This is a genomic window from Rhizobium esperanzae, from assembly GCF_014197615.1.
Classification (GTDB): domain Bacteria; phylum Pseudomonadota; class Alphaproteobacteria; order Rhizobiales; family Rhizobiaceae; genus Rhizobium; species Rhizobium esperanzae_A.
Window position 1 is genome coordinate 174218 of record NZ_JACIFY010000001.1, and the last position, 22072, is coordinate 196289.

General features: G+C 61.8%; 17 protein-coding genes. 7 read left to right on the plus strand and 10 right to left on the minus strand.

What is annotated here, in order from left to right:
* Nucleotides 1-37 precede the first annotated feature (37 nt).
* Both glmS and GGD57_RS00925 read left to right on the plus strand, forming a co-directional pair.
* The gene (gene glmS / locus GGD57_RS00920) at nt 38-1864 is read left to right on the plus strand and encodes a glutamine--fructose-6-phosphate transaminase (isomerizing) (protein WP_184465993.1); all 1827 of its coding nucleotides are present in this window, start codon (nt 38-40) and stop codon (nt 1862-1864) included.
* Between the two features lie 134 nt (nt 1865-1998).
* Entirely contained in the window at nt 1999-2706 is a 708-nt protein-coding gene (locus tag GGD57_RS00925) for a DUF502 domain-containing protein (RefSeq protein WP_184465995.1), read from the plus strand.
* Between the two features lie 57 nt (nt 2707-2763).
* On the opposite strand, the gene recG is transcribed toward GGD57_RS00925, so the two are convergent.
* A complete protein-coding gene (gene recG, locus GGD57_RS00930; protein ID WP_184465997.1) occupies nt 2764-4869 on the minus strand; it encodes an ATP-dependent DNA helicase RecG in 2106 nt (701 codons plus the stop codon).
* A gap of 92 nt (nt 4870-4961) precedes the next feature.
* Here recG and GGD57_RS00935 point away from each other — a divergent pair, with 92 nt between their 5' ends.
* From GGD57_RS00935 to GGD57_RS00945, 3 genes are read left to right on the plus strand one after another with little or no spacing between them, the layout of a single operon-like run.
* Nucleotides 4962-5267, plus strand: a complete 306-nt coding sequence (locus GGD57_RS00935) for a succinate dehydrogenase assembly factor 2 (protein WP_126910665.1) — start codon at nt 4962-4964, stop codon at nt 5265-5267.
* Entirely contained in the window at nt 5264-8764 is a 3501-nt protein-coding gene (gene mfd / locus GGD57_RS00940; RefSeq protein WP_184465998.1) for a transcription-repair coupling factor, read from the plus strand. The genes GGD57_RS00935 and mfd overlap by 4 nt, the downstream gene beginning before the upstream one ends.
* A gap of 16 nt (nt 8765-8780) precedes the next feature.
* Complete coding sequence (locus tag GGD57_RS00945) at nt 8781-9248, plus strand: OsmC family protein (RefSeq protein ID WP_184466001.1); 468 nt, start codon at nt 8781-8783, stop codon at nt 9246-9248.
* A 9-nt stretch (nt 9249-9257) separates the two neighbouring features.
* Here GGD57_RS00945 and GGD57_RS00950 read toward each other — a convergent pair whose 3' ends face one another.
* From GGD57_RS00950 to GGD57_RS00960, 3 genes are all read right to left on the minus strand, one after another.
* Complete coding sequence (locus GGD57_RS00950) at nt 9258-9815, minus strand: GrpB family protein (protein WP_184466003.1); 558 nt, start codon at nt 9813-9815, stop codon at nt 9258-9260.
* Between the two features lie 8 nt (nt 9816-9823).
* Nucleotides 9824-10495 carry a DsbA family oxidoreductase gene (locus tag GGD57_RS00955; RefSeq protein ID WP_184466005.1) on the minus strand — a complete coding sequence of 224 codons (672 nt, stop codon included), beginning with the start codon at nt 10493-10495 and terminating at the stop codon, nt 9824-9826.
* 62 nt (nt 10496-10557) lie between these two features.
* The gene (locus GGD57_RS00960) at nt 10558-12360 is read right to left on the minus strand and encodes an extracellular solute-binding protein (RefSeq protein WP_184466007.1); all 1803 of its coding nucleotides are present in this window, start codon (nt 12358-12360) and stop codon (nt 10558-10560) included.
* Between the two features lie 284 nt (nt 12361-12644).
* Here GGD57_RS00960 and GGD57_RS00965 point away from each other — a divergent pair, with 284 nt between their 5' ends.
* The gene (locus tag GGD57_RS00965) at nt 12645-13307 is read left to right on the plus strand and encodes an invasion associated locus B family protein (protein ID WP_184466009.1); all 663 of its coding nucleotides are present in this window, start codon (nt 12645-12647) and stop codon (nt 13305-13307) included.
* Between the two features lie 158 nt (nt 13308-13465).
* Here GGD57_RS00965 and hspQ read toward each other — a convergent pair whose 3' ends face one another.
* The 3 genes from hspQ to GGD57_RS00980 all read right to left on the minus strand — a co-directional run bounded on the left by hspQ (nt 13466) and on the right by GGD57_RS00980 (nt 15782).
* Complete coding sequence (gene hspQ / locus GGD57_RS00970) at nt 13466-13795, minus strand: heat shock protein HspQ (protein ID WP_003559363.1); 330 nt, start codon at nt 13793-13795, stop codon at nt 13466-13468.
* A gap of 159 nt (nt 13796-13954) precedes the next feature.
* Entirely contained in the window at nt 13955-15364 is a 1410-nt protein-coding gene (glnA, locus tag GGD57_RS00975) for a type I glutamate--ammonia ligase (RefSeq protein WP_028756888.1), read from the minus strand.
* Nucleotides 15365-15443: 79 nt separating this feature from the next.
* Complete coding sequence (locus GGD57_RS00980; protein WP_003539626.1) at nt 15444-15782, minus strand: P-II family nitrogen regulator; 339 nt, start codon at nt 15780-15782, stop codon at nt 15444-15446.
* A 344-nt stretch (nt 15783-16126) separates the two neighbouring features.
* Between GGD57_RS00980 and GGD57_RS00985 the strand changes: the two genes are divergently transcribed.
* Complete coding sequence (locus tag GGD57_RS00985; protein WP_184466011.1) at nt 16127-17599, plus strand: NAD(P)H-hydrate dehydratase; 1473 nt, start codon at nt 16127-16129, stop codon at nt 17597-17599.
* Between the two features lie 92 nt (nt 17600-17691).
* On the opposite strand, the gene GGD57_RS00990 is transcribed toward GGD57_RS00985, so the two are convergent.
* Genes GGD57_RS00990 through uvrA form a run of 3 tightly spaced genes read right to left on the minus strand, consistent with a single transcriptional unit; the run spans nt 17692 to nt 21902 of the window.
* Nucleotides 17692-18498, minus strand: coding sequence for a DUF72 domain-containing protein (locus tag GGD57_RS00990; RefSeq protein ID WP_184466013.1), 807 nt, complete (start codon nt 18496-18498; stop codon nt 17692-17694).
* A gap of 24 nt (nt 18499-18522) precedes the next feature.
* The gene (locus GGD57_RS00995; protein ID WP_184466015.1) at nt 18523-18984 is read right to left on the minus strand and encodes a GNAT family N-acetyltransferase; all 462 of its coding nucleotides are present in this window, start codon (nt 18982-18984) and stop codon (nt 18523-18525) included.
* Nucleotides 18981-21902 (minus strand): excinuclease ABC subunit UvrA, encoded by a 2922-nt coding sequence (uvrA, locus tag GGD57_RS01000; protein ID WP_184466017.1) that lies wholly within the window; start codon nt 21900-21902, stop codon nt 18981-18983. The genes GGD57_RS00995 and uvrA overlap by 4 nt, the downstream gene beginning before the upstream one ends.
* Between the last annotated feature and the right edge of the window lie 170 nt (nt 21903-22072).

Consider the following 22072-nt stretch of genomic DNA (forward strand, 5'->3'; position numbering starts at 1 on the left):
GGCCTCGTCATCGAAGCCTTCATGGGGAATATATTGCATGTGCGGTATTGTGGGGATTGTCGGAAGTCAGCCTGTTGCCGGGCGCCTGGTCGATGCGCTGAAGCGTCTCGAATATCGCGGTTATGACTCCGCCGGCGTCGCCACCATCCATGAGGGGGTGATGGATCGCCGCCGCGCCGAAGGCAAACTCTTCAATCTGGAAAAGCGCCTCGATGCCGAACCGCTGCCGGGCATGGTCGGCATCGCCCATACGCGCTGGGCGACCCATGGCGTGCCCAACGAGACCAACGCCCATCCGCATTTCGTCGAAGGTGTCGCCGTCGTCCATAACGGCATCATCGAGAATTTCTCAGAGCTTCGCGATGAATTGACCGAGGAGGGCGCGGTCTTTCAGACCCAGACCGATACCGAAGTCGTCGCCCAGCTGATGGCGAAATATCTGCGCGAAGGCCTGGAGCCGCGCGCTGCCATGCTGAAGATGCTGAACCGGGTGACCGGCGCCTATGCGCTGGCCATCATGCTCAAGGCCGATCCCGGTACGATCATGGCCGCCCGTTCCGGCCCGCCGCTTGCCGTCGGCTACGGCCGCGGCGAAATGTTCCTCGGCTCGGATGCGATTGCGCTCTCGCCCTTCACCAACGAGATCACCTATCTCGTCGACGGCGATTGCGCCGTCATCACCCGTGACAGTGTCGCCGTCATCGATTTTACCGGCAAGCCGGTCAGGCGCGCCCGCCAGATCTCGCAGGCGACCGCCTATGTCGTCGACAAGGGCAACCACCGCCATTTCATGGAAAAGGAAATCTACGAGCAGCCGGAGGTCATCTCTCACGCGCTCAGCCACTATGTCGATTTCGCCGAAAATACGATCGGCGCCAATGCCGAGGCGATCGACTTCAAGGCGGCGACCGGCCTTGCGATCTCGGCCTGCGGCACCGCCTATCTCGCCGGCCTCGTCGGCAAATACTGGTTCGAGCGTTATGCCCGCCTGCCTGTTGAAATCGACGTTGCCTCAGAATTCCGCTACCGCGAAATGCCTCTGTCGTCCTCGCAGGCAGCACTCTTCATTTCGCAGTCCGGCGAGACCGCCGATACGCTGGCATCGCTGCGTTATTGCCGCGACAACGGCCTGAAGATCGGCGCCGTCGTCAATGTCCGCGAATCGACGATCGCGCGTGAATCCGACGCCGTCTTCCCCATCATGGCCGGCCCGGAAATCGGCGTCGCCTCGACCAAGGCCTTCACCTGCCAGCTTGCCGTGCTGGCGTCGCTCGCCATCGGCGCCGGCAAGGCGCGCGGCACGGTGAGTGCGGAGGAGGAGAGGGCGCTCGTGCGCCATCTCGCCGAAATGCCGCGCGTCATGAGCCGGGTGCTGAACCTCATCCAGCCGCAGATGGAAAGCCTGTCGCGCGAACTGTCGAAGTGCAAGGACGTGCTCTATCTCGGCCGCGGCACCAGCTTCCCGCTTGCCATGGAAGGCGCGCTGAAACTCAAGGAAATTTCCTATATCCACGCCGAAGGTTATGCCGCCGGCGAATTGAAGCACGGGCCGATCGCGCTGATCGACGAGAATATGCCGGTCATCGTCATCGCTCCCTACGACCGTTTCTTCGAAAAGACCGTTTCGAACATGCAGGAGGTCGCGGCCCGCGGCGGCCGAATTATCTTCATCACCGACGAGGCGGGTGCTGCGGCCTCGAAACTGCCGACCATGGCGACGATCATCCTGCCCGTCGTCGACGAAATCATCGCGCCGATGATCTTCTCGCTGCCGATCCAGCTGCTCGCCTATCACACTGCTGTTTTCATGGGCACCGACGTCGATCAGCCGCGCAACCTGGCGAAATCCGTAACAGTGGAATAAGCCTGCAAGGCCGCGGCCTCCGCTGCGAAACATATTGTGCGGACCCTCGAATTCTGGCAATTTTGGTGTGCGGACAAGGGGGAAAGGCCGGCGTTCCGGCCTGTCCACGACTGAGATGGAGCTCATCAGGAGAGATGACCGACAACACCCCCAGAATGCCGGTCGCGACCCGGCTGAGGAATAATTTTCTCGCAGGCCTGATCATCTGCGCGCCGATCGCGATCACCATCTGGCTGACCTGGACCTTCATCCACTGGTCCGACAGCTGGGTCAGGCCCTATATTCCGGCGCGCTGGAATCCGGAAAGCTATCTCAATTTCGCCATTCCCGGTTTCGGCCTGCTGACGGCCGTCGTGCTGATCACCGTCGTCGGTTTCCTCGGCAAGAACCTGATCGGCCAAAGCATCGTCGGTTTCGGCGAATCGGTCGTCCAGCGCATGCCGCTGGTGCGCACGATCTACAGAAGCGTGAAGCAGATTTTCGAAACGGTGCTGAAGGAGCAGTCGAACTCCTTCAAGAAAGTCGGCCTCATCGAATATCCCAGTCCCGGCCTCTGGGCGTTGGTTTTCGTGGCCACCGACGCCAAGGGCGAGATCGCTTCGAAGTTCAACGCCATGGGCCAGGATATGGTTGCGGTCTTCCTGCCGCCGACGCCGGTGCCGACCGCCGGTTTCCTCGTCTTCGTGCCGCGCGAGAAGATCGTGCTGCTCGACATGTCGCCGGAAGACGCGGCCAAATTCCTGATCTCAGGCGGGCTCGTGGCTCCTGAAATCCCTCAGTCCGAGCCGAAGCCGAAGCATTTGCCGCGGCCGAAGCCGGTGGCGGTTTCCAAGGCCGAATGATGCATGCCGCCCAAAAGCGTTTGGGATAACAACAGGCATGGCGCGTAGTGGCGCGCCTTATCCTGCTCTCAGGAACCGGATCGCCTCATCGCGGCGGAAGAGATAGAGCAGGGTGCGGATCGCCTGTCCTCTTTCGCTGGTCAGTTCCGGATCGCGCTCGATCAGGTAGGCCGCATCCTTGCGGGCAATCTCGAGCAGATCGGCATGCGCCTCGAGGCTGGCAATGCGGAAGCCCGGCGTGCCGGATTGCCTTGTGCCGAGCAATTCGCCTTCGCCGCGCAGCTTCAGGTCCTCTTCGGCGATGCGAAAACCGTCCTCCGTCTCGCGCATGATCGAAAGCCGGGAATGGCCGGTTTCGCCAAGCGGCCCCTTATAGAGCAGGATGCAGGTCGAAGCCTCGTCGCCGCGCCCAACCCGGCCGCGCAGCTGATGCAGTTGCGCCAGGCCGAAGCGCTCGGCATGTTCGATCACCATGATCGTCGCATCCGGCACGTCGACGCCCACTTCGACGACTGTCGTGGCGACGAGAAGCCGCGTCTCGCCGGTCTTGAACGCCATCATCGCCGCATCCTTCTCCGGCCCGCTCATGCGGCCGTGGATGAGGCCGATATCGGGGCCGAGTGTCGCGACCAGCGTCGCATGCCGTTCCTCGGCCGACATCAGGTCGAGTTCTTCGGATTCTTCGACCAGTGGGCAGATCCAGTAGGCCTTCTTGCCCTCGGCGATTGCGCCCTGCAGCCGCCCGACGATTTCGCCGGTTCGCTCCATCGGCACGGTGATCGTCTGGATCGGTTTGCGGCCGGCCGGTTTTTCGGTGAGCTTGGAGACGTCCATATCGCCGAAGGCAGCAAGCACCAAAGTGCGCGGGATCGGCGTTGCCGTCATCACCAACATATGCGGCGAGATGCCCTTGGCGGTCAGCCGCAGCCGCTGATGCACGCCGAAGCGATGCTGTTCGTCGACAACGGCAAGCATCAGGTTGGCGTAGGTGACGCTGTCCTGGAACAGCGCATGCGTGCCGATGATGATCTGGGCGGCGCCGGAGGCGATGCGCTCCAGGATGTCTTCCCGTTCACGTCCCTTGGTGCGCCCCGTCAGCACCTCGATGCCGAGCCCTGATGAGGCGGCGAATTTCGAGATCGTCGCATGGTGCTGGCGTGCCAGGATTTCGGTCGGCGCCATCAGCACCGCCTGGCCGCCGCTCTCGATCACCGCCGCCATCGCCATCAGCGCCACCAGCGTCTTGCCGGCGCCGACATCGCCCTGCAGCAGCCGCAGCATGCGCTCGGTGCCGGCCATGTCTTTCAGAATGTCGGCGATCGCCTCGTTCTGGCTTGATGTGAGCTGGAAAGGCAATGTCTTCAAAATCTTGCCGCTGATTTCGCCGGTCGCATGCACCGGCTGGCCCGCCACTTTGCGCAGCCTCTGGCGCACCAGGCTCAGCGACAGCTGGCCGGCGAGGAATTCGTCATAGGCAAGCCGGCGCCGGGCAGGGGCCTGCGGATCTATATCTCCGGGGTCGCGCGGCTCGTGCAGCATGTGGAAGCTGTCGCGGATCGATGGCAGGCCCTGCTTCTCGGTCAAGGCGAGATCGATCCATTCCGGCAGCTCTGGAAAACGCGGCAGCGCGCCGTCGATGATCTTGCGCAATGTCTTCGGCGAGAGACCCGCCGTCAGCGGGTAGATCGGCTCGACGAGCGGCAGGTTCTCCGCCTCCTCCGCTTTGACGATATAATCTGGGTGCACCATCGAGGCGCGGCCGTTGAACCAGTCGACCTTGCCGCTGACCGTCACCTCGGCGTCGACGGGCAGCTGTTTTTCCAGCCACGCCGCCTGTCCGCGGAAGAAGACCAGCGTCAACTCGCCGGTCTCGTCATGCAGGAAGACGCGGTAGGGGACATTGCTTTTGCCCCGTGGCGGCACCTGGTGTCGGTCGACCCGCGCTGTGATCGTCACGATCGCGCCCTGCGGCGCGCGGGCGATTCCCGGCTGGTTGCGCCGGTCGATCAGCGAAAAGGGCGCGTGGAAGAGGAGGTCGATGACCCGGCAGTCCTCCGTCGTATCGCGCCCGAGCAGCTTGACCAGCAGTTCGGCGATCTTCGGGCCGACGCCCGGAAGGCCCGAAATGGGAGAAAACAGCGGATCGAGAATGGCGGGGCGCATGCGGCCAAAATGCGATGAACAATGCGGCCTTGGCAAGGCTGACAAGCCGCTTTCCAGGGTCTATAGAGGCGCATCAACAGGAAGGTAATGCCATGACAGGTGTCACGCTCACGAGTGCCGGTCTCGACCCGCGCCGCCGCCGGATCCTTTTCCGTTGCTGGCATCGCGGCATTCGCGAGATGGATCTGGTTTTCGGCCAGTTTGCCGAAGCCGAGCTCGCCAGACTGTCGGATGCCGAGCTCGACGAGTTCGAGACGATCATGGCGGAAGAGGACAATGATCTCGTCCGCTGGATCATGGGAACATGGCCGGTGCCTGAACGTTTCCAGACACCGATGTTTGCCCGCCTGGCCGCCTATACGCCCGATTTCGACAAGCCCCTCAGGACGCCGGAATGATCCCTGGTTTTGATGCGAAGAAGCTTGCGGCCATTGCCGAGCCGCTGACGATCGGCAATGTGCCTGCCGGCCTTGAAACGCTGCTGCTCGCCGAGCTCGCCCGTGCGGGAGAGCCGGTCGCCTATGTCATGTCCGACGGCCACCGCATGGCCGATATCGAACAGATGCTGAGCTTTGTCGCCCCCGACATTCCGGTTCTCACCCTGCCGGCCTGGGACTGTCTGCCCTATGACCGCGTCTCGCCGAGCGCCGATACCTCGGCCCGCCGGCTTGCCGCACTCGGTGGCCTGATTGCCCACCGCAAAAAGCCGCATGCCGCGATTGTGCTCGTCACCGCCAATGCCATGCTGCAGAAGGTGGCGCCCCAGGATGTGATCGAGAGCCTCAGCTTTTCGGCCCGTCCCGGTAACCAGCTGCGCATGGACGATCTCGCCGGGCGCCTGGAGCGCAACGGCTTCGACCGTGTCGCGACCGTCCGCGAGGTCGGCGAATATGCCGTGCGCGGCGGCATTCTCGATGTCTTCGTGCCAGGCTCGGAAGAGCCGGTCCGCTTGGATTTCTTCGGAGATACGCTGGAATCGATCCGCAGCTTCGATCCGGCCAGCCAGCGCACGACCGGCCAGGTCCGCTCCCTCGATCTCAATCCGATGAGCGAGGTGACGCTGACGCCGGATACGATCAGCCGCTTCCGCAAGAACTACCTCTCGGCTTTCGGCGCGGCGACGCGCGACGACGCGCTCTATCTCGCCGTCTCCGAAGGCCGCCGTTATCCCGGTATGGAGCATTGGCTGCCGCTCTTCTATGAGAAGCTCGATACCGTCTTCGATTATCTCAGCGGCTTCCGTGTCGTCACCGACCATACGGTGCGTGAAGCGGCCGAAGAGCGCTCCAAGCTCGTTTTCGATTATTACGACGCCCGCCTGAATTCCGGCCAGCCGGCCAAGAACCAGATGGCCCAGGGCACACCCTACAAGCCGGTGACGCCGGGCCAGCTCTATCTCGACAGCAAGCTTTTCGCAAAAACCCTGGATGCGCTCGGTGCGATCCGCATCAGCCCCTTCAACGAAATCGAAGGCGAGGCGAGGCGGGTCGTCAATATCGATGCCCGCCAGGGCCAGCGCTGGGCCCGTTCGAATGCCGAAGGCGGCGATGCCGAACGCATCAACATCTTCGACATCGTCGTCAAGCATATTGCCGACCGCCGCGCCGGCGGCGCGAGAGTGCTCGTCACCGCCTGGACCGAAGGCTCGCTGGAACGTCTGTTGCAGGTGCTGAACGAGCACGGCCTGGAAAAGGTCAAGCCGATCGAGGCGCTGAAGGATGTCGCTTCGCTGGCGCGGGGCGAGGCTGCTGCTGCCGTGCTCAGTCTCGAATCCGGCTTCGAGGCCGGCGATCTCGTCGTCATCGGCGAGCAGGATATATTGGGCGACCGCATGGTGCGCCGCTCGAAGCGCCGCAAGCGTGCGGCCGATTTCATCGCCGAGGTCGCCGGCCTCGATGAAGGTTCGATCGTCGTCCACGCCGAACACGGCATCGGCCGTTTCATTGGCCTGCGGACCATCGAGGCGGCAGGCGCCCCGCATGCCTGCCTCGAACTGCAATATGCCGACGAGGCCAAGCTCTTCCTGCCGGTCGAAAACATCGATCTCCTCTCGCGCTACGGCGGCGAGGGCACCGAGGCCCAGCTCGACAAGCTCGGCGGCGGCGCCTGGCAGATGCGCAAGGCCAAGCTGAAGAGGCGCCTGCTCGATATGGCCGATGCGCTGATCCGCATCGCCGCCGAGCGCCTGACACGCCACGCACCGATGCTGACGACGCCGGAAGGTCTCTACGACGAATTCGCCGCCCGCTTCCCCTATGACGAGACCGAGGACCAGGACAACGCCATCGAGGCGGTCCGCTCCGATCTCGGCGCCGGCCGGCCGATGGACCGTCTGGTCTGCGGCGACGTCGGTTTCGGCAAGACCGAAGTGGCGCTGCGCGCCGCTTTCGTCGCGGCGATGAACGGCGTCCAGGTTGCCGTCGTCGTGCCGACGACGCTGCTGGCTCGCCAGCATTTCAAGACCTTTTCCGAGCGTTTCCGCGGTCTGCCGGTGCGCATCCAGCAGGCTTCGCGCCTGGTCGGCGCCAAGGAGCTGGCGCTGACCAAGAAGGAAGTGGCCGACGGCAAGACCGACATCGTCGTCGGCACCCATGCGCTGCTCGGCGCCGGCATCAAATTCGCCAATCTCGGCCTGCTCGTCATCGACGAGGAGCAGCACTTCGGTGTGAAGCACAAGGAACGGTTGAAGGAACTGAAGAGCGATGTGCACGTGCTGACGCTGTCGGCAACGCCGATTCCGCGCACGCTGCAGCTCGCCATGACCGGCGTGCGCGAGTTGTCGCTGATCACTACGCCGCCGGTCGACCGCATGGCGGTGCGCACCTTCATCTCGCCCTTCGACAGCCTGGTCATCCGCGAGACGCTGATGCGCGAGCATTATCGCGGCGGCCAGAGCTTCTATGTCTGCCCGAGGCTTGCCGATCTCGCGGATATCCATGCCTTCCTGCAGTCCGATGTGCCGGAGCTGAAGGTCGCCGTCGCCCATGGCCAGATGCCGGCCGGCGAACTCGAAGACATCATGAACGCCTTCTATGAAGGCCGCTACGACGTGCTGCTGTCCACAACCATCGTCGAATCCGGCCTCGACGTGCCGACAGCCAATACGCTGATCGTTCACCGCGCCGATATGTTCGGCCTCGCCCAGCTCTATCAGCTGCGCGGCCGCGTCGGCCGCTCGAAGGTGCGCGCTTTCGCGCTCTTCACCCTGCCTGTCAACAAGGTGCTGACGGCCACGGCCGACCGCCGGCTGAAGGTGCTGCAATCGCTGGACACGCTCGGCGCTGGCTTCCAGCTGGCAAGCCACGATCTCGATATTCGCGGTGCCGGCAATCTGCTCGGCGAGGAGCAGTCGGGCCACATCAAGGAGGTCGGCTTCGAACTCTATCAGCAGATGCTGGAAGAGGCGGTTGCCGAGGTCAAGGGTGTCGACGAGATCCAGGATACCGGCTGGTCGCCGCAAATTTCGGTCGGCACCACGGTGATGATCCCGGAAAACTATGTGCCCGACCTGCATCTGCGCATGGCGCTCTATCGCCGTCTCGGCGAAATCACCGAACTCAAGGAGATCGACGGCTTCGGCGCCGAGATGATCGACCGCTTCGGGCCGATGCCGATCGAAGTCCAGCATCTGCTGAAGATCGTCTACATCAAGTCGCTCTGCCGCACCGCCAATGTCGAAAAGCTCGATGCCGGCCCGAAGGGCGTGGTCGTGCAGTTCCGCAACAAGGAATTCCCCAACCCGGCAAACCTCGTCGGCTATATCGGCAGGCAGGGCACGATGGCGAAGATCCGCCCCGATCACAGCCTCTTCCTGACCCGCGACCTGCCGACCCCGGAAAAACGCCTGCAGGGTGCGGCTGTTATCATGACGCAGCTGGCGGAGATGGCGAAGTAAACAGAGGAAGATTGATATGGCGACATATGGCGCAACGATCGCCTGGCAGCGGAAGGGCGAGACTTTCACCGACAATCGCTACAGCCGCGCCCACCTCTGGACCTTCGATGGCGGCATCGAGGTGAGGGCGTCTTCTTCCGCGCATGTCGTCCCGCTGCCCTATTCAGCCGAGGACGCCGTCGATCCGGAGGAGGCTTTCGTCGCTTCGCTTTCCAGCTGCCATATGCTGTGGTTCCTGTCGATCGCCGCCAAACAGAGCTTTTGCGTCGACAGCTACACCGATGCCGCCGAGGGCGTCATGGACAGGAATGCCGAAGGCCGTTTGGCCATGACCGTCGTGACGCTGAGGCCGCATGTCGTCTTCAGCGGTGAGAAGCAGCCCTCTCTGAGCGAGCTCGAAGCCCTGCATCACCGCGCCCATGACGAATGTTTCATCGCCAACTCGGTGAAGACTGAAGTGCGCTGCGTTCCGGTTCTGGGGTGACGCGCGGCTTCAGTCGCCCGGCGGCTCCGACCAGCCGATCAGCTTTGCCCATTCATTGGCGCCGTCCATGATGATGTCGAACACCGGGTCCTTGATGTCGTAGTAGAAATCGACGTCCTCGGGAAAGCGCTGGGCGAGCCGCTGCTTGATCAGCGCATAGGCGTTCGCCGCCGTCGGATGGGCACGCAGGAAGTCTCGGCAGAGCAGGGAGTAGCGTTGGTTGAAGCGGCCTCTTTGCCGGATATGCAGATTGGCCGGGCGTCCTTTGCTGCGATAGAAGGCCTTGCGCAGTTCGCCGTCTGCCAGTTCAAGTCCCGGAGGGCAGTGATCGATGGTGATGGGCCGGCGCTCGAAGCCGGCCTGTTCGAATGCGTCGGCATCGACATCAGCCAGCTCGTTCACCGTCAGCTGGAGATCGATGATATCCTTGGCGGGAAGGCCGGGAATGGCCGTCGAGCCGATATGATGCAGATAGGCTCCGGCGGGTGCCGCACCCATGACGGCGCGCTTGAGCGCTGCGAAATCCTCGGCCCAACTTTGTCGCGGCTGTTCGATCTCGATCCGCATCGATAGACTCAGTTCAGCCCCGACCGCGCCTCGGCCTTGGCCTTGGCAATATCGCGCAGCGCACTCGCCAGCACATCCGGTGTCTGCGCGCCGCTGACGGCATATTGCTGGTCGAAGATGAAGAACGGCACGCCGTTGACGCCCATTTCCTGCGCCGCCTTGATCTCCGCGACGATCAGGTCGCGATCGGCATCGGAGGCAAGCAGCGAGGCGATGACCGAGCGGTCGAGGCCGGCCTTTTCGGCGATATCGAGCAGTACTTGATGGTCGCCGACATTGCGGCCTTCCTCGAAATTCGCCTTGAACAGCGCCGTGACGACCTTGTCCTGCTTCTCGCGGCCTTCGATCATCGCCCAGTGGACCAGCCGGTGGGCGTCGAGCGTATTCGGGCCGATCTTGATCGCTTCGAAATCGAAGGCGATGCCGACTTCGCGGCCGAGGTCAGTGAGCATCTTGTGGGCCTGGGCCACGCGCTCCTCGCCGCCGAGCTTCTCAGCCAGCGCCTTCTTCTGGTCGACACCTTCCTTGGGATAGTCGGGATTGAGCCGGTACGGCCGCCAGTTGATATCGACGCCGATCTCGTCCTGCACCTCGGCGATGGCGAGTTCCAGCCGCGCCTTGCCGAGATAACACCAGGGGCAGACGACATCCGAGACGACGTCGATGGTGATGCGTTCCATGAGGACTTTCCTTATTCTATCCGTCTCCTGGGAGACATTGGGCCGAGGCGGTTCGGCGGCGTTTACTGCACGCTTGCATCCCACCATACCGGCAGCTGATAACCATTGAGCGGCGCGCTGTCGGGACGACCGATGCGCTTGCTGTGGGCTACCCATTGCTGGTCGATATGATAGAGCGGCAGCACGTAATGGCCGGAGAGCAGCATCCGATCGTAGGAGCGCACTGCCGCGGTGAAATCTTCCGCCGAGCGCGCCCTGAGCAGATGGTCGATTAGCGTGTCGAGATCGGGATCGTTGGCGCCGGCGAAGCTGTCCGTCCCCTCGCGCGTGCGTGCGGCGGAAGACCAGCGGCCGAGCTGTTCGTTACCCGGCGACAGCGACGAAGTGTAGGATTTCATGATCATATCGTAATCGAAGCTGTTCGTCCGGCTCTGATATTGCGAATCGTCGACCGTGCGAATCGAGGCGGCAATGCCGATCGCCTGCAGTGACCGCTGGTAGGCGATGGCGAGCTTTTCCTGGTCGGCATTTTGCGTCATGATTTCGAAGGCGAGCTGGCGGCCTGAAGCATCAGCCATCTTGCCGCCCTGGATCGTATAGCCGCCCTGTTTCAACTGCTCGACCGCCTGCTTCAGCACATTGCGGTCGCGGCCCGAGCCATCGGTCACCGGCAGCTTGTAGGTGCCGTCGAGAATACTGGGCGCGATTTTGTCCTTGATCGGTCCGAGCAGAGCAAGCTCTGCCGCATTGGCCGGAACGCCGAAACTCGAAAGTTCGGAATTCTGCCAGAAGCTCTGCGTGCGCTTATAGGCACCGGAATAGAGGTTCTTATTCGCCCATTCGAAATCGAATACCAGCGACAGGCCTTCGCGCACCTTTGGATCGGTAAAGATCGGCCGGCGCGTGTTGAACACGAAGCCGAGCATGCCGCTCGGCAGTTTCGGCGTGTACACCTCCTTGACGATAGCTCCCGAGGTGACGGCTGGGAAATCATAGGCATTGGCCCAATGGCCGGGATTGCCATCGGGATAGACATCGATATCGCCCTTCTTGAAGGCCTCGAACAGCGTCGTGTCCTGCAGGAAATATTGCACGGTGATCTGGTCGTAATTGTCGGTGCCGACTTTCGAGGGAATGTCCTTGCCCCAGTAGTTCGGATCGCGCTCAAATGTGATGCTCTCGCCGGGCTTGACCGTCCTTACCTTGTAGGGACCAGAGCCGACCGGTGGTGCCAGCGATGTACGGTCGAAGGTTTCGGGATCAATCGCATGTTTCGGCAGCACCGGGAAAAGGCCGAAGATCAAAGGCGTCTCGCGGTCGGCCTTGTCGTTGAAGGTGAAGCGCACACTGTGTTCGCCGATCTTTTCCATCTTGGCGACGACGTTGAGGCGGTTGGCAAAGGGAACGCGGCCCTTGTCGCGCATCAGTTCGAAGGTGAACATCACGTCCTCGGGTGTCACCGGCTGACCGTCGGACCATTTCGCCGTCGGGTTGAGATTGAATTGGATGAAACTCCTGGCGTCATCCCATTCCACAGTCTCGGCAAGCAGGCCGTAGAGCGTGAAGGGCTCATCTCTCGATCGCTGCATCAGTGATTCGTAGACGAGATTGCCATATTCCGGGTCCCACATGCCGCGCGCCGTCGTACGCATGCTTTTCAGGATGAACGGGTTCAGACTGTCGAAGGTGCCGACGACGCCATAGGTGATCTTGCCGCCCTTCTTCACGTCGGGATTGACGTAAGGGAAGTGTTTGTAGTCCGGCGGCAGGGCCGGCTCGCCATGCATCGCGATGCCGTGCAGCGGCTCGGCGGCAACAGCGCCGCACAGCAGCGAGAGGACGAGAGGGACGACGATCCGGAGCATTCGGTAATCCTTAAGACCACGAAAACGGGCATGATTCACCGCGGAGATTAGCATGGGGTCGCTCAATTCCAACACGGAGCGGCGATTTCTTCGGCATCGCGATGAAATTGCGCCTCGAATTGCCAAAGAAATGCTGGATATCTTGAACGCTGCGATGTAACAGGTGAACCCGAAGTTTGGGGTCATGCATTTGCCTTATTTTTTTAAGAGGTGAGTGCCGAACGACCCGATGGTTGGGGCGGCAAGACGCGGCCCCGAACGGATATCAGGAGACGGAATTCGTTATGATGTTCAAGTCTGAAAAGAAAATGCGGGCAGCACTGTCCGTTCTGGCAGTGGTGTTCGGCGCTTCGGCACCGGTCTCCTCCTTCGCACAGGATGCGGCGGCGCCGGCTCCGGCCGATGCTCCGGCGCAGGCCGCCGGCGCGCCGAAGCTCGGCTGGTACAAGACCTGCAGCAAGCAGGAAGACAACGACATCTGTGTTGTCCAGAACCTGATTCTCGCCAATGGCGGCCAGCTCGTCACGGCCGTCGGCCTGATCTCCGTCACTGGCAAGATCAACCGCAAGCTCCTGCAGGTCTCGGTTCCCACGGCACGCTTGGTTCCCCCCGGCATCCTCATGCAGATCGACGGCGGCAAGGGCCAGAAGCTCGATTACGCCGTCTGCCTGCCAGACAAGTGCACGGCCGAAATCCCGCTGACCGACGCGATGATCGCCAGCCTCAAGAAGGGCAGCGACGTGATTTTCACCTCGATCAACTTCCGTCGCGCTCCGAACCCGATCAAGATTTCGCTTGAAGGCTTCACCGGCGCTTATGACGGCGAACCGGTTTCCGAATCCAAGCTCGCCGAAAGCCAGCGCAGCCTGCAGGAAGGCATGCAGAAGAAGGCTGAAGAGGCCCGCAAGAAGCTGGAAGACGCCCAGAAGGCAGCCAAGGCTCAGTAATCCCGGCCATCAGGCTTGAACAGAAACCCGGCTTCGTGCCGGGTTTTTTGTTGGCAATCTCTGCGCTCTACGCGGATGAGGGGCATCCCGTCGTAAGCTGAAAGAAAAAGGCCTCGCTGGGAGAGGCGAGGCCTTGTTTCACCGATCGGCACACTGATTTAGTGGGCGAAGCTCATCTTGGGTTTGAACTGCCCTGACGGGGCCTGATCGAAAATCTGGTAGATCTGCGGATTGCGAAGCGGCGTGCCGCTTTCGTCGTTCATCAGGTTCTGCTCGGAGACATAAGCGACATATTCGCTTTCGTCATTTTCGGCGAGAAGGTGATAGAAGGGCTGATCCCTGCTCGGGCGCACCTCTGCGGGAATAGAGTTCCACCATTCCTCCGTATTCGCGAATTCCGGATCAACATCGAAGATGACGCCGCGAAACGGAAATACCTTGTGCCGAACCACTTCGCCGATACTGAACTTTGCTATTCTTTCTTTCATGGTACGACTTCCTTTCATCACCCAATTTGGTGATCGGTGCGACGCAAATCAAGATTTTGCGCGCCGTTCGTCACATGAACGTCATATCCCAGCCATTTGGCGTCCATGACCTGGAGGCGAAAGCCCCGGCGAACCGGGACTTTCGATGTTCGCAGCCGATCAGGCCGAATAGTACATGTCGTATTCGACAGGATGCGGCGTCATTTCGAAACGCATCACCTCTGCCATCTTCAGTTCGATGAAAGCATCGATCTGGTCGTCGTCGAAGACGCCGCCGGCGGTCAGGAACTTGCGGTCCTTGTCGAGGCTTTCGAGCGCTTCGCGCAGGCTGCCGCAAACGGTCGGGATCTTCTTCAGTTCCTTCGGCGGCAGATCGTAGAGATCCTTGTCCATGGCCTTGCCGGGATGGATCTTGTTCTTGATGCCGTCGAGGCCGGCCATCAGCATGGCGGCGAAAGCGAGATAGGGGTTGGCGGTCGGATCCGGGAAGCGGACTTCCACGCGCTTGGCCTTCGGGTTGGAGCCGAACGGAATGCGGCAGGAGGCCGAGCGGTTGCGGGCCGAATAGGCGAGCAGCACCGGCGCTTCATAACCCGGGACGAGACGCTTGTAGGAGTTCGTCGACGGATTGGTGAAGGCGTTGATCGCCTTGGCATGCTTGATGATGCCGCCGATGTAGAACAGGCAGCTTTCGGAAAGGCCTGCATATTCGTCGCCGGCGAAAGTCGGCTTGCCGCCCTTCCAGATCGACTGGTGCACGTGCATGCCCGAGCCGTTGTCGCCGAAGATCGGCTTCGGCATGAAGGTCGCGGTCTTGCCGTAGGCGTTCGCCACTTGGTGCACGACGTATTTGTAGATCTGCATCTTGTCGGCGTTGCGCACCAGCGTGTCGAACTTGATGCCGAGTTCATGCTGGGCGGCGGCGACTTCATGGTGATGCTTTTCGACGACGACGCCCATTTCGGAGAGCACCGTCAGCATTTCCGAGCGCATGTCCTGGGCGCTGTCGACCGGGGGAACCGGGAAATAGCCGCCCTTGACGCGCGGGCGATGGCCGAGGTTGCCGGTTTCGTAATCGGTGTCGTCGTTCGACGGCAGTTCGGTCGAGTCGAGCTTGAAGCCGGTATTGTAGGGATCGGCCTTGTACTTGACGTCGTCGAAGACGAAGAATTCGGCTTCCGGGCCGACGAAGATCGTGTCGCCGATGCCGGATGCCTTGAGATAGGCTTCGGCCTTTTTGGCGGTGCCGCGCGGATCGCGGTTATAGGCCTCGCCGGAAACCGGATCGAGGATATCGCACATGATGACCATGGTCGACTGAGCGAAGAACGGGTCCATATGCACCGTCTCGGTATCGGGCATCAGCACCATGTCGGACTCGTTGATGGCCTTCCAGCCGCCGATCGAGGAGCCGTCGAACATCACGCCGTCAGCGAACATGTCTTCGTCGACGCAGACGACGTCCATCGTCACATGCTGCAGCTTGCCCTTCGGGTCGGTGAACCGCAGATCGACGAACTTCACGTCGTTCTCTTTGATCTGCTTCAGAATTTCGCTTGCGGTCGCCATTAAATACCTTCCTCCGATTTGCAATGACAATAGGTGGCCGCGCTGACCGTATCGAACTTTGCGCGGTTGGCAAAGTGGGTCAGATGGCGTCGATGCCGGTCTCGCCGGTACGGATGCGGATAACCTCTTCGACGTTGGAGACGAAGATTTTTCCATCGCCGATGCGGCCGGTCTGCGCCGCCTTGCGGATCGCATCGATGACGGCCTCAGCGTTCTCGTCGGCCAGCACCACCTCGACCTTTACCTTCGGCAGGAAATCGACGACGTATTCGGCGCCGCGGTAGAGTTCCGTGTGGCCCTTCTGACGGCCGAAGCCCTTGGCTTCCGTGACCGTAATACCTTGCAGGCCGACTTCCTGAAGGGCTTCCTTCACTTCGTCCAGCTTGAAAGGCTTAATGATCGCTTCGATCTTTTTCATGAGAAAATATCTCTCCGCTTCTCCCGTTATGGCAGGAATGTTCCCGCTCGCCGGATATGATGCAGATATCGTGCCAGTTTGAAATCCGTCTTATCGAAAAAAGACGTCAATTCCGTCAAAACCGGCGCGTTTGCGGGGGATTCCATGTCGTTTTGGTGACGGAGAAGTGGAAAAACATTACCTCCGGGCCAGAATCACATCCAAAACCGAAAAAATCTCGAATATCAGCAACTGCGAAAGCATGGTGACGTAAGATTAAAATATAGGCAAATGCATAAATAAAGCGCTTTTCTTTATCGTCTCGGACGGTTGTTTTTTAGGCGTTTATTGAATTGAATGGGCCAATGAGCCAACATCTGTCCGATCTTCTTCTGACGCCCGCCGAAATGGCCGCCGTCGATGCGGCCGCTGCCGCATCCGGTATCGATTCCTTCGGCCTGATGGAAAGGGCAGGGGCTGCGGTTGCGGCCGCCGCACTGCGGCTTCATCCGGACGCGCTGCGTTTTGTCGTGCTTTGCGGTCCAGGCAACAATGGCGGCGACGCCTATGTCGCGGCACGGCATCTGCAGGAGTGCGGGGCGACGGTGGCGCTCTTCCATCTCGGTGATCCATCAAGGCTGAAGGGCGATGCCGCCCGCGCCCGCGCCGGCTGCACGCTCCGGGGAGAGGAGCTTCGCCTTTACCAGCCCGAAGCCGGCGACGTCGTCATCGATGGCCTGTTCGGCGCCGGGCTCGGCCGTGAGGTGCCGGCCGATGTCGGCGAACTGATCGGGCGGGTCACCGCAGCCGGTATTCCGGTCCTCGCCATCGATCTGCCCTCCGGCCTCGATGGCCGTACCGGCAAGGTGCTGGGTGCGGCCTTCCGGGTGCAGAACACCATCACCTTCATGACACGAAAGCCCGGCCATCTGCTGATGCCGGGCAGAGAGCTTTGCGGCGAGTTGGAGGTCTTCGACATCGGCATTCCCGCCCGCATCGTCAGGGCCACAGCAGGCGGCGATATCGCCGAGAACAGGCCGGACGCCTGGAAGAGCGTGCTGCCGGCCGAGCAGCTGGAAACCCACAAATACAAGCGCGGCCATCTGGTCGTCTTCTCAGGCGAGGCCGATAAGACGGGGGCTGCGCGCATGTCGGCGATATCGGGCCTGAAGGCCGGCGCCGGCCTGGTGACGATCGCAGCCCCTCATGCGGCGATGGCCGCCAATGCCGCGCATCTCACCGCCGTCATGCTGCATGCGATCGACGACGAGGCCGACCTCGAAAACTGGCTCGCCGACAAGCGGCTGCAGACATTCGTGCTCGGTCCCGGTTTCGGCATCGGCGCCAGGGCACGCGGCTTCGTCACCGCCCTTGCCGATCGCCATCTCGTGCTGGATGCCGACGGCATCTCCTCGTTCAAGGACGATCCGCAGCAGCTTTTCGATCTCTTCCGCGGCAAACCACGCCTGGTGCTGACGCCACACGAAGGTGAGTTCTCGCGACTCTTTCCCGATATCGGTAGCGACGATGCGCTGGGGAAGGTGGATAAAGCCGTCGCCGCCGCCCGCCGCGCCAATGCCGCGATTGTCTATAAGGGCGCCGATACCGTCATTGCTGCGCCGGACGGCCGGGCGCTGATCAATACCAATGCTCCCGTCTGGCTTGCCACCGCCGGTTCCGGTGATGTGCTCGCCGGTATCATCGGCGCATTGCTCGCCCAGGGCCTGCCGGCCTTCGAAGCCGCCGCCGCCGGCGTCTGGCTGCACGCAGAGGCCGGCCATCGCGCCGGCAAGGGCCTGACGGCGGAAGACCTCGCAACCCAAGTCCTGCCTCTTTAACCCACCCGATGCTTCAGCTTCGGGCCGCCGACGCTTCAGCTTCGCGCCGCCGATGCGTCAGCTTTGCGCCGGCCGATGCTTCAGCCTTTGGCCTATTTCGCCAGCACCTGCTGCAGAGCGATCGCTCCATGCGGCGCATTGACCTTGCCCTCATGGATCATGAAGGCGAAGACGTCGCGCGGCTCGGCCTTGACCTTGCGATCCGGATCGATCAGCGGCAGGTCGTCGGGGATCTTGCCCTCGGCCCAGACCTCCAGCCGGTTCGCCCAGGCCTTCAGCTCCTTGTCCGGATAGCAGGTCGCAATATCGTCCGAGCCCTTTTGCAGCCTGGCATAGACGAAATCGGCGGTGACGTCGGCGATCATCGGATATTCGAAATGTTCGGCGCAGACCGGCGCCACCCCGTATTTCGCAAGCAGCGCCACGAATTCCGGCACCTTGAAGGAATCGTGCCGGACCTCGACCACATGGCGAAGCGCCAGCCCGTCCTGTTTTGCCGGCAGCAGTTTCAGAAAGGCCTCGAAATCGTCCGGATCGAACTTCTTCGTCGGCGCGAACTGCCAGAGCAGTGGCCCGAGATGATCGCCAAGTTCGCTGATTCCCGATGACAGGAACCGCTCCATCGATTCACCGGCTTCGGCCAGCACCCGCCGATTGGTGACGAACCGCGTCGCCTTCAGCGAGAAGATGAAACCATCGGGCACGTCAGCCGCCCATTTGGCGAAGACCGCAGGTCTTTGCGTGCTGTAATAGGTGCCGTTGACCTCGATGACCTTTAGCTGGCGGCTGGCATAATTCAGCTCGTCCTTCTGTTTCAGGTCATCGGGAAAGAAATGCCCGCGCCAGGGCTCGAAGGTCCAGCCGCCGATGCCGGTGCGGATAGTGCCGGATTTCGTCATGTCTTCCTCCCTGTTTGCAGCCGTTCAGGCCGCATCGATCTGCTTTACCATGTCGACGAGCGTCCACCCTGGCCGATAAGGGCTCGGCCGGCGACCCGTTTCCTGAAATCCGAAGGCGCGATAAAGCGCGATATTCCGCTCCATCCGCGCATTGGTGTAGAGCCGGATCTTCGGCACGGCCCATTCCCGCGCCTTGCCTTCCAGCCAACGCAGCATCGAGAGCCCATGTCCGGCACCCTGAAAGGCCGGCGAGACCGCGATGCTGAACAACATGAGGTGATCGGAATGCCGCTCGATGACCACGAGGCCGGCCGCTTCGCCGCCGATCTCGCGCAGCCAGACCTCGCCGCGGTCGATCCGCGGCGCATAGTCTTCCGTCACCGGGACCGGTGGAGCACCGAAGAGCTCGGTATAGGGCCGATAGGCGGCTGCCGTCAGCGTCGCGATCGTTTGCAGATCATCGGGCGACGCCAGCCTCATCGTCATTCCGCCGCAACCGCCTTCTTCGCCGGCCGCCGCTCCAGCAATTCCTTGAGGAAATGGCCGGTATAGGAGCGCTTCTCCTTGACGATCGCTTCGGGCGTGCCGACAGCCACGATCTCGCCGCCGCCATCGCCGCCCTCGGGGCCGAAATCGAGCACCCAGTCGGCCGTCTTGATGACTTCGAGATTGTGCTCGATCACCACCACCGAATTGCCCTGGTTGACTAGCTCGTGCAGCATTTCAAGCAGCTTGGCGACGTCGTGGAAATGCAGGCCGGTCGTCGGTTCGTCGAGAATATAGAGCGTGCGGCCGGTCGAACGTTTCGACAGCTCCTTGGCGAGCTTGACGCGCTGCGCCTCGCCGCCCGAGAGCGTATTGGCCTGCTGGCCGACCTTGATATAGCCGAGGCCGACATCCTTCAGCGATTGCAGCTTGTCGCGCACCGCCGGCACCGCCGCGAAGAAGTCGACGCCTTCCTCCACCGTCATATCAAGCACGTCGGCGATCGACTTCTGCTTGAAGGTGACGTCGAGCGTCTCTCTGTTGTAGCGTTTGCCGTGGCAGACGTCACAGGTGACGTAGACATCGGGCAGGAAGTGCATCTCGATCTTGATGACACCGTCGCCCTGGCAGGCTTCGCAGCGCCCGCCCTTGACGTTGAAGGAGAAGCGGCCGGGCTGGTAGCCGCGGGCCTTCGCCTCCGGCAGGCCGGCGAACCAGTCGCGGATCGGCGTGAAGGCGCCGGTATAGGTCGCCGGGTTCGAGCGCGGCGTGCGGCCGATCGGCGATTGATCGATGTCGATCACCTTGTCGATATGTTCGAAGCCGTCGATGCGGTCGTGATCGGCCGGATTTTCACGCGCGCCCATGACGCGGCGCGCTGCCGATTTATAGAGCGTCTCGATCAGGAAGGTGGATTTGCCGCCGCCGGAAACGCCGGTCACCGCCGTGAACACACCGAGCGGGATCGACGCCGTGACGTTCTTCAGATTGTTGCCGCGCGCGCCGACCACTTTGATCTCGCGGCCCTTCTTCTGCTTGCGGCGCTCGTTGGGAACGGGAACGCCGAGTTCGCCCGAGAGATATTTGCCGGTCAGCGACTTCGGATTGTCCATGATGTCCTGCGGCGTGCCATGGGCGATAACCTCACCACCGTGAATGCCGGCGGCGGGACCGATATCGACCACGTCGTCGGCCGTCATGATCGCATCCTCGTCATGTTCGACGACGATGACGGTGTTGCCGATGTCGCGCAGGTGTTTCAGCGTATCGAGCAGCCGGGCATTGTCGCGCTGATGCAGGCCGATCGACGGCTCGTCGAGCACGTAGAGCACGCCGGTCAGCCCCGAGCCGATCTGCGAGGCGAGCCGGATGCGCTGGCTCTCGCCGCCCGACAGCGTGCCCGAGTTGCGCGACAGGCTGAGATATTCCAGGCCGACATCGTTGAGGAAGCGCAGCCGGTCGCGGATTTCCTTGAGGATGCGCACCGCAATCTCGTTCTGCTTGGCGTTGAAGCTTGCCGGCAGCGTCTCGAACCAGTCGCGGGCGACGCGGATCGACATGCCGGTGACTTCGCCGATATGCAGCGTGCCGATCTTCACTGCCAGGGCCTCCGGCTTCAGGCGGAAGCCATTGCAGGAAGGGCAGGGAGCGGCCGACATGAAGCGCTCGATATCCTCGCGCGCCCAGGCGGAATCCGTCTCCTTCCAGCGGCGCTCGAGATTGGTGATGATGCCCTCGAAATTCTTATGGGTCGTATAGGAGCGGGCGCCATCGGCGTAATGGAATTCGATCTTGTCGTCGGTGCCGTTGAGAATGACGTCCTTGGCCTCGTCGGAGAGATCGTTCCAGCGGGTGCCGAGCTTGAAGCCGTAATGTTTGCCGAGTGCTTCCAGCGTCTGGTTGTAGTAGGGCGAGGTCGATTTGGCCCAGGGCGCGATCGCCCCGTCGCGCAGCGTCCGCTCGGGCTCGGGCACGATCAGGTCCGGATCGATCTTCTGCTGGGCGCCGAGGCCGTCGCAGGTCGGGCAGGCGCCGAAGGGATTGTTGAAGGAAAACAGCCTGGGTTCGATCTCGGGAATGGTGAAGCCGGAAACCGGGCAGGCGAATTTCTCCGAAAACAGCACGCGCTCGTGCGTTTCGTTCAGCGACTTGTTGGCCGAGCCGCCGGCCGAGGTCTCTTCCGGCGGCAGCGGCTTGTCGGCGAATTCGGCGATTGCCAGCCCGTCGGCGAGCTTCAGGCAGGTTTCCAGGCTGTCGGCCAGGCGGGCCGAGACATCCGAGCGCACGACGATGCGGTCGACCACCACGTCGATGTCGTGCTTGTATTTCTTGTCGAGAACAGGCGCCTCGGCGATCTCGTAGAACTGGCCGTCGACCTTGACGCGCTGGAAGCCCTTCTTCATCAGCTCGGCGAGTTCTTTCTTGTATTCGCCCTTGCGGCCGCGCACGAGCGGCGCGAGAATATAAAGACGGGTGCCTTCGCCGAAATCGAGGACGCGGTCGACCATCTGGCTCACCGTCTGGCTCTCGATCGGCAGACCGGTCGCCGGCGAATAGGGAACGCCGACGCGGGCAAAGAGCAGGCGCATATAGTCGTAGATCTCGGTGACGGTGCCGACCGTCGAGCGCGGGTTGCGCGAGGTGGTCTTCTGCTCGATCGAAATCGCCGGCGACAGTCCGTCGATCTGGTCGACATCGGGCTTCTGCATCATTTCGAGGAACTGGCGGGCATAGGCCGACAGGCTCTCGACATAACGGCGCTGGCCCTCGGCATAGATCGTGTCGAAGGCAAGCGAGGATTTGCCGGAACCCGAAAGACCGGTCATCACGATCAGCTTGTTGCGCGGCAGATCGAGATCGATGCCCTTGAGATTGTGCTCGCGCGCGCCGCGGATGGAGATCGTCTTCAGTTCGCTCATCGTCTCAGCTTTGGTCCTTTGGGATAACAGCCCTTATTTAGTGATGCCGACGGGCGAGTCGAGGCTGAATGTCCGCTACACGAAAGGTTTTCGATTCTGTTGACAGGATCATACGGATAAACTAGAACAAAGAAAGAACAAAATTCCTGATGAGTGCATGCGGCCTTCTG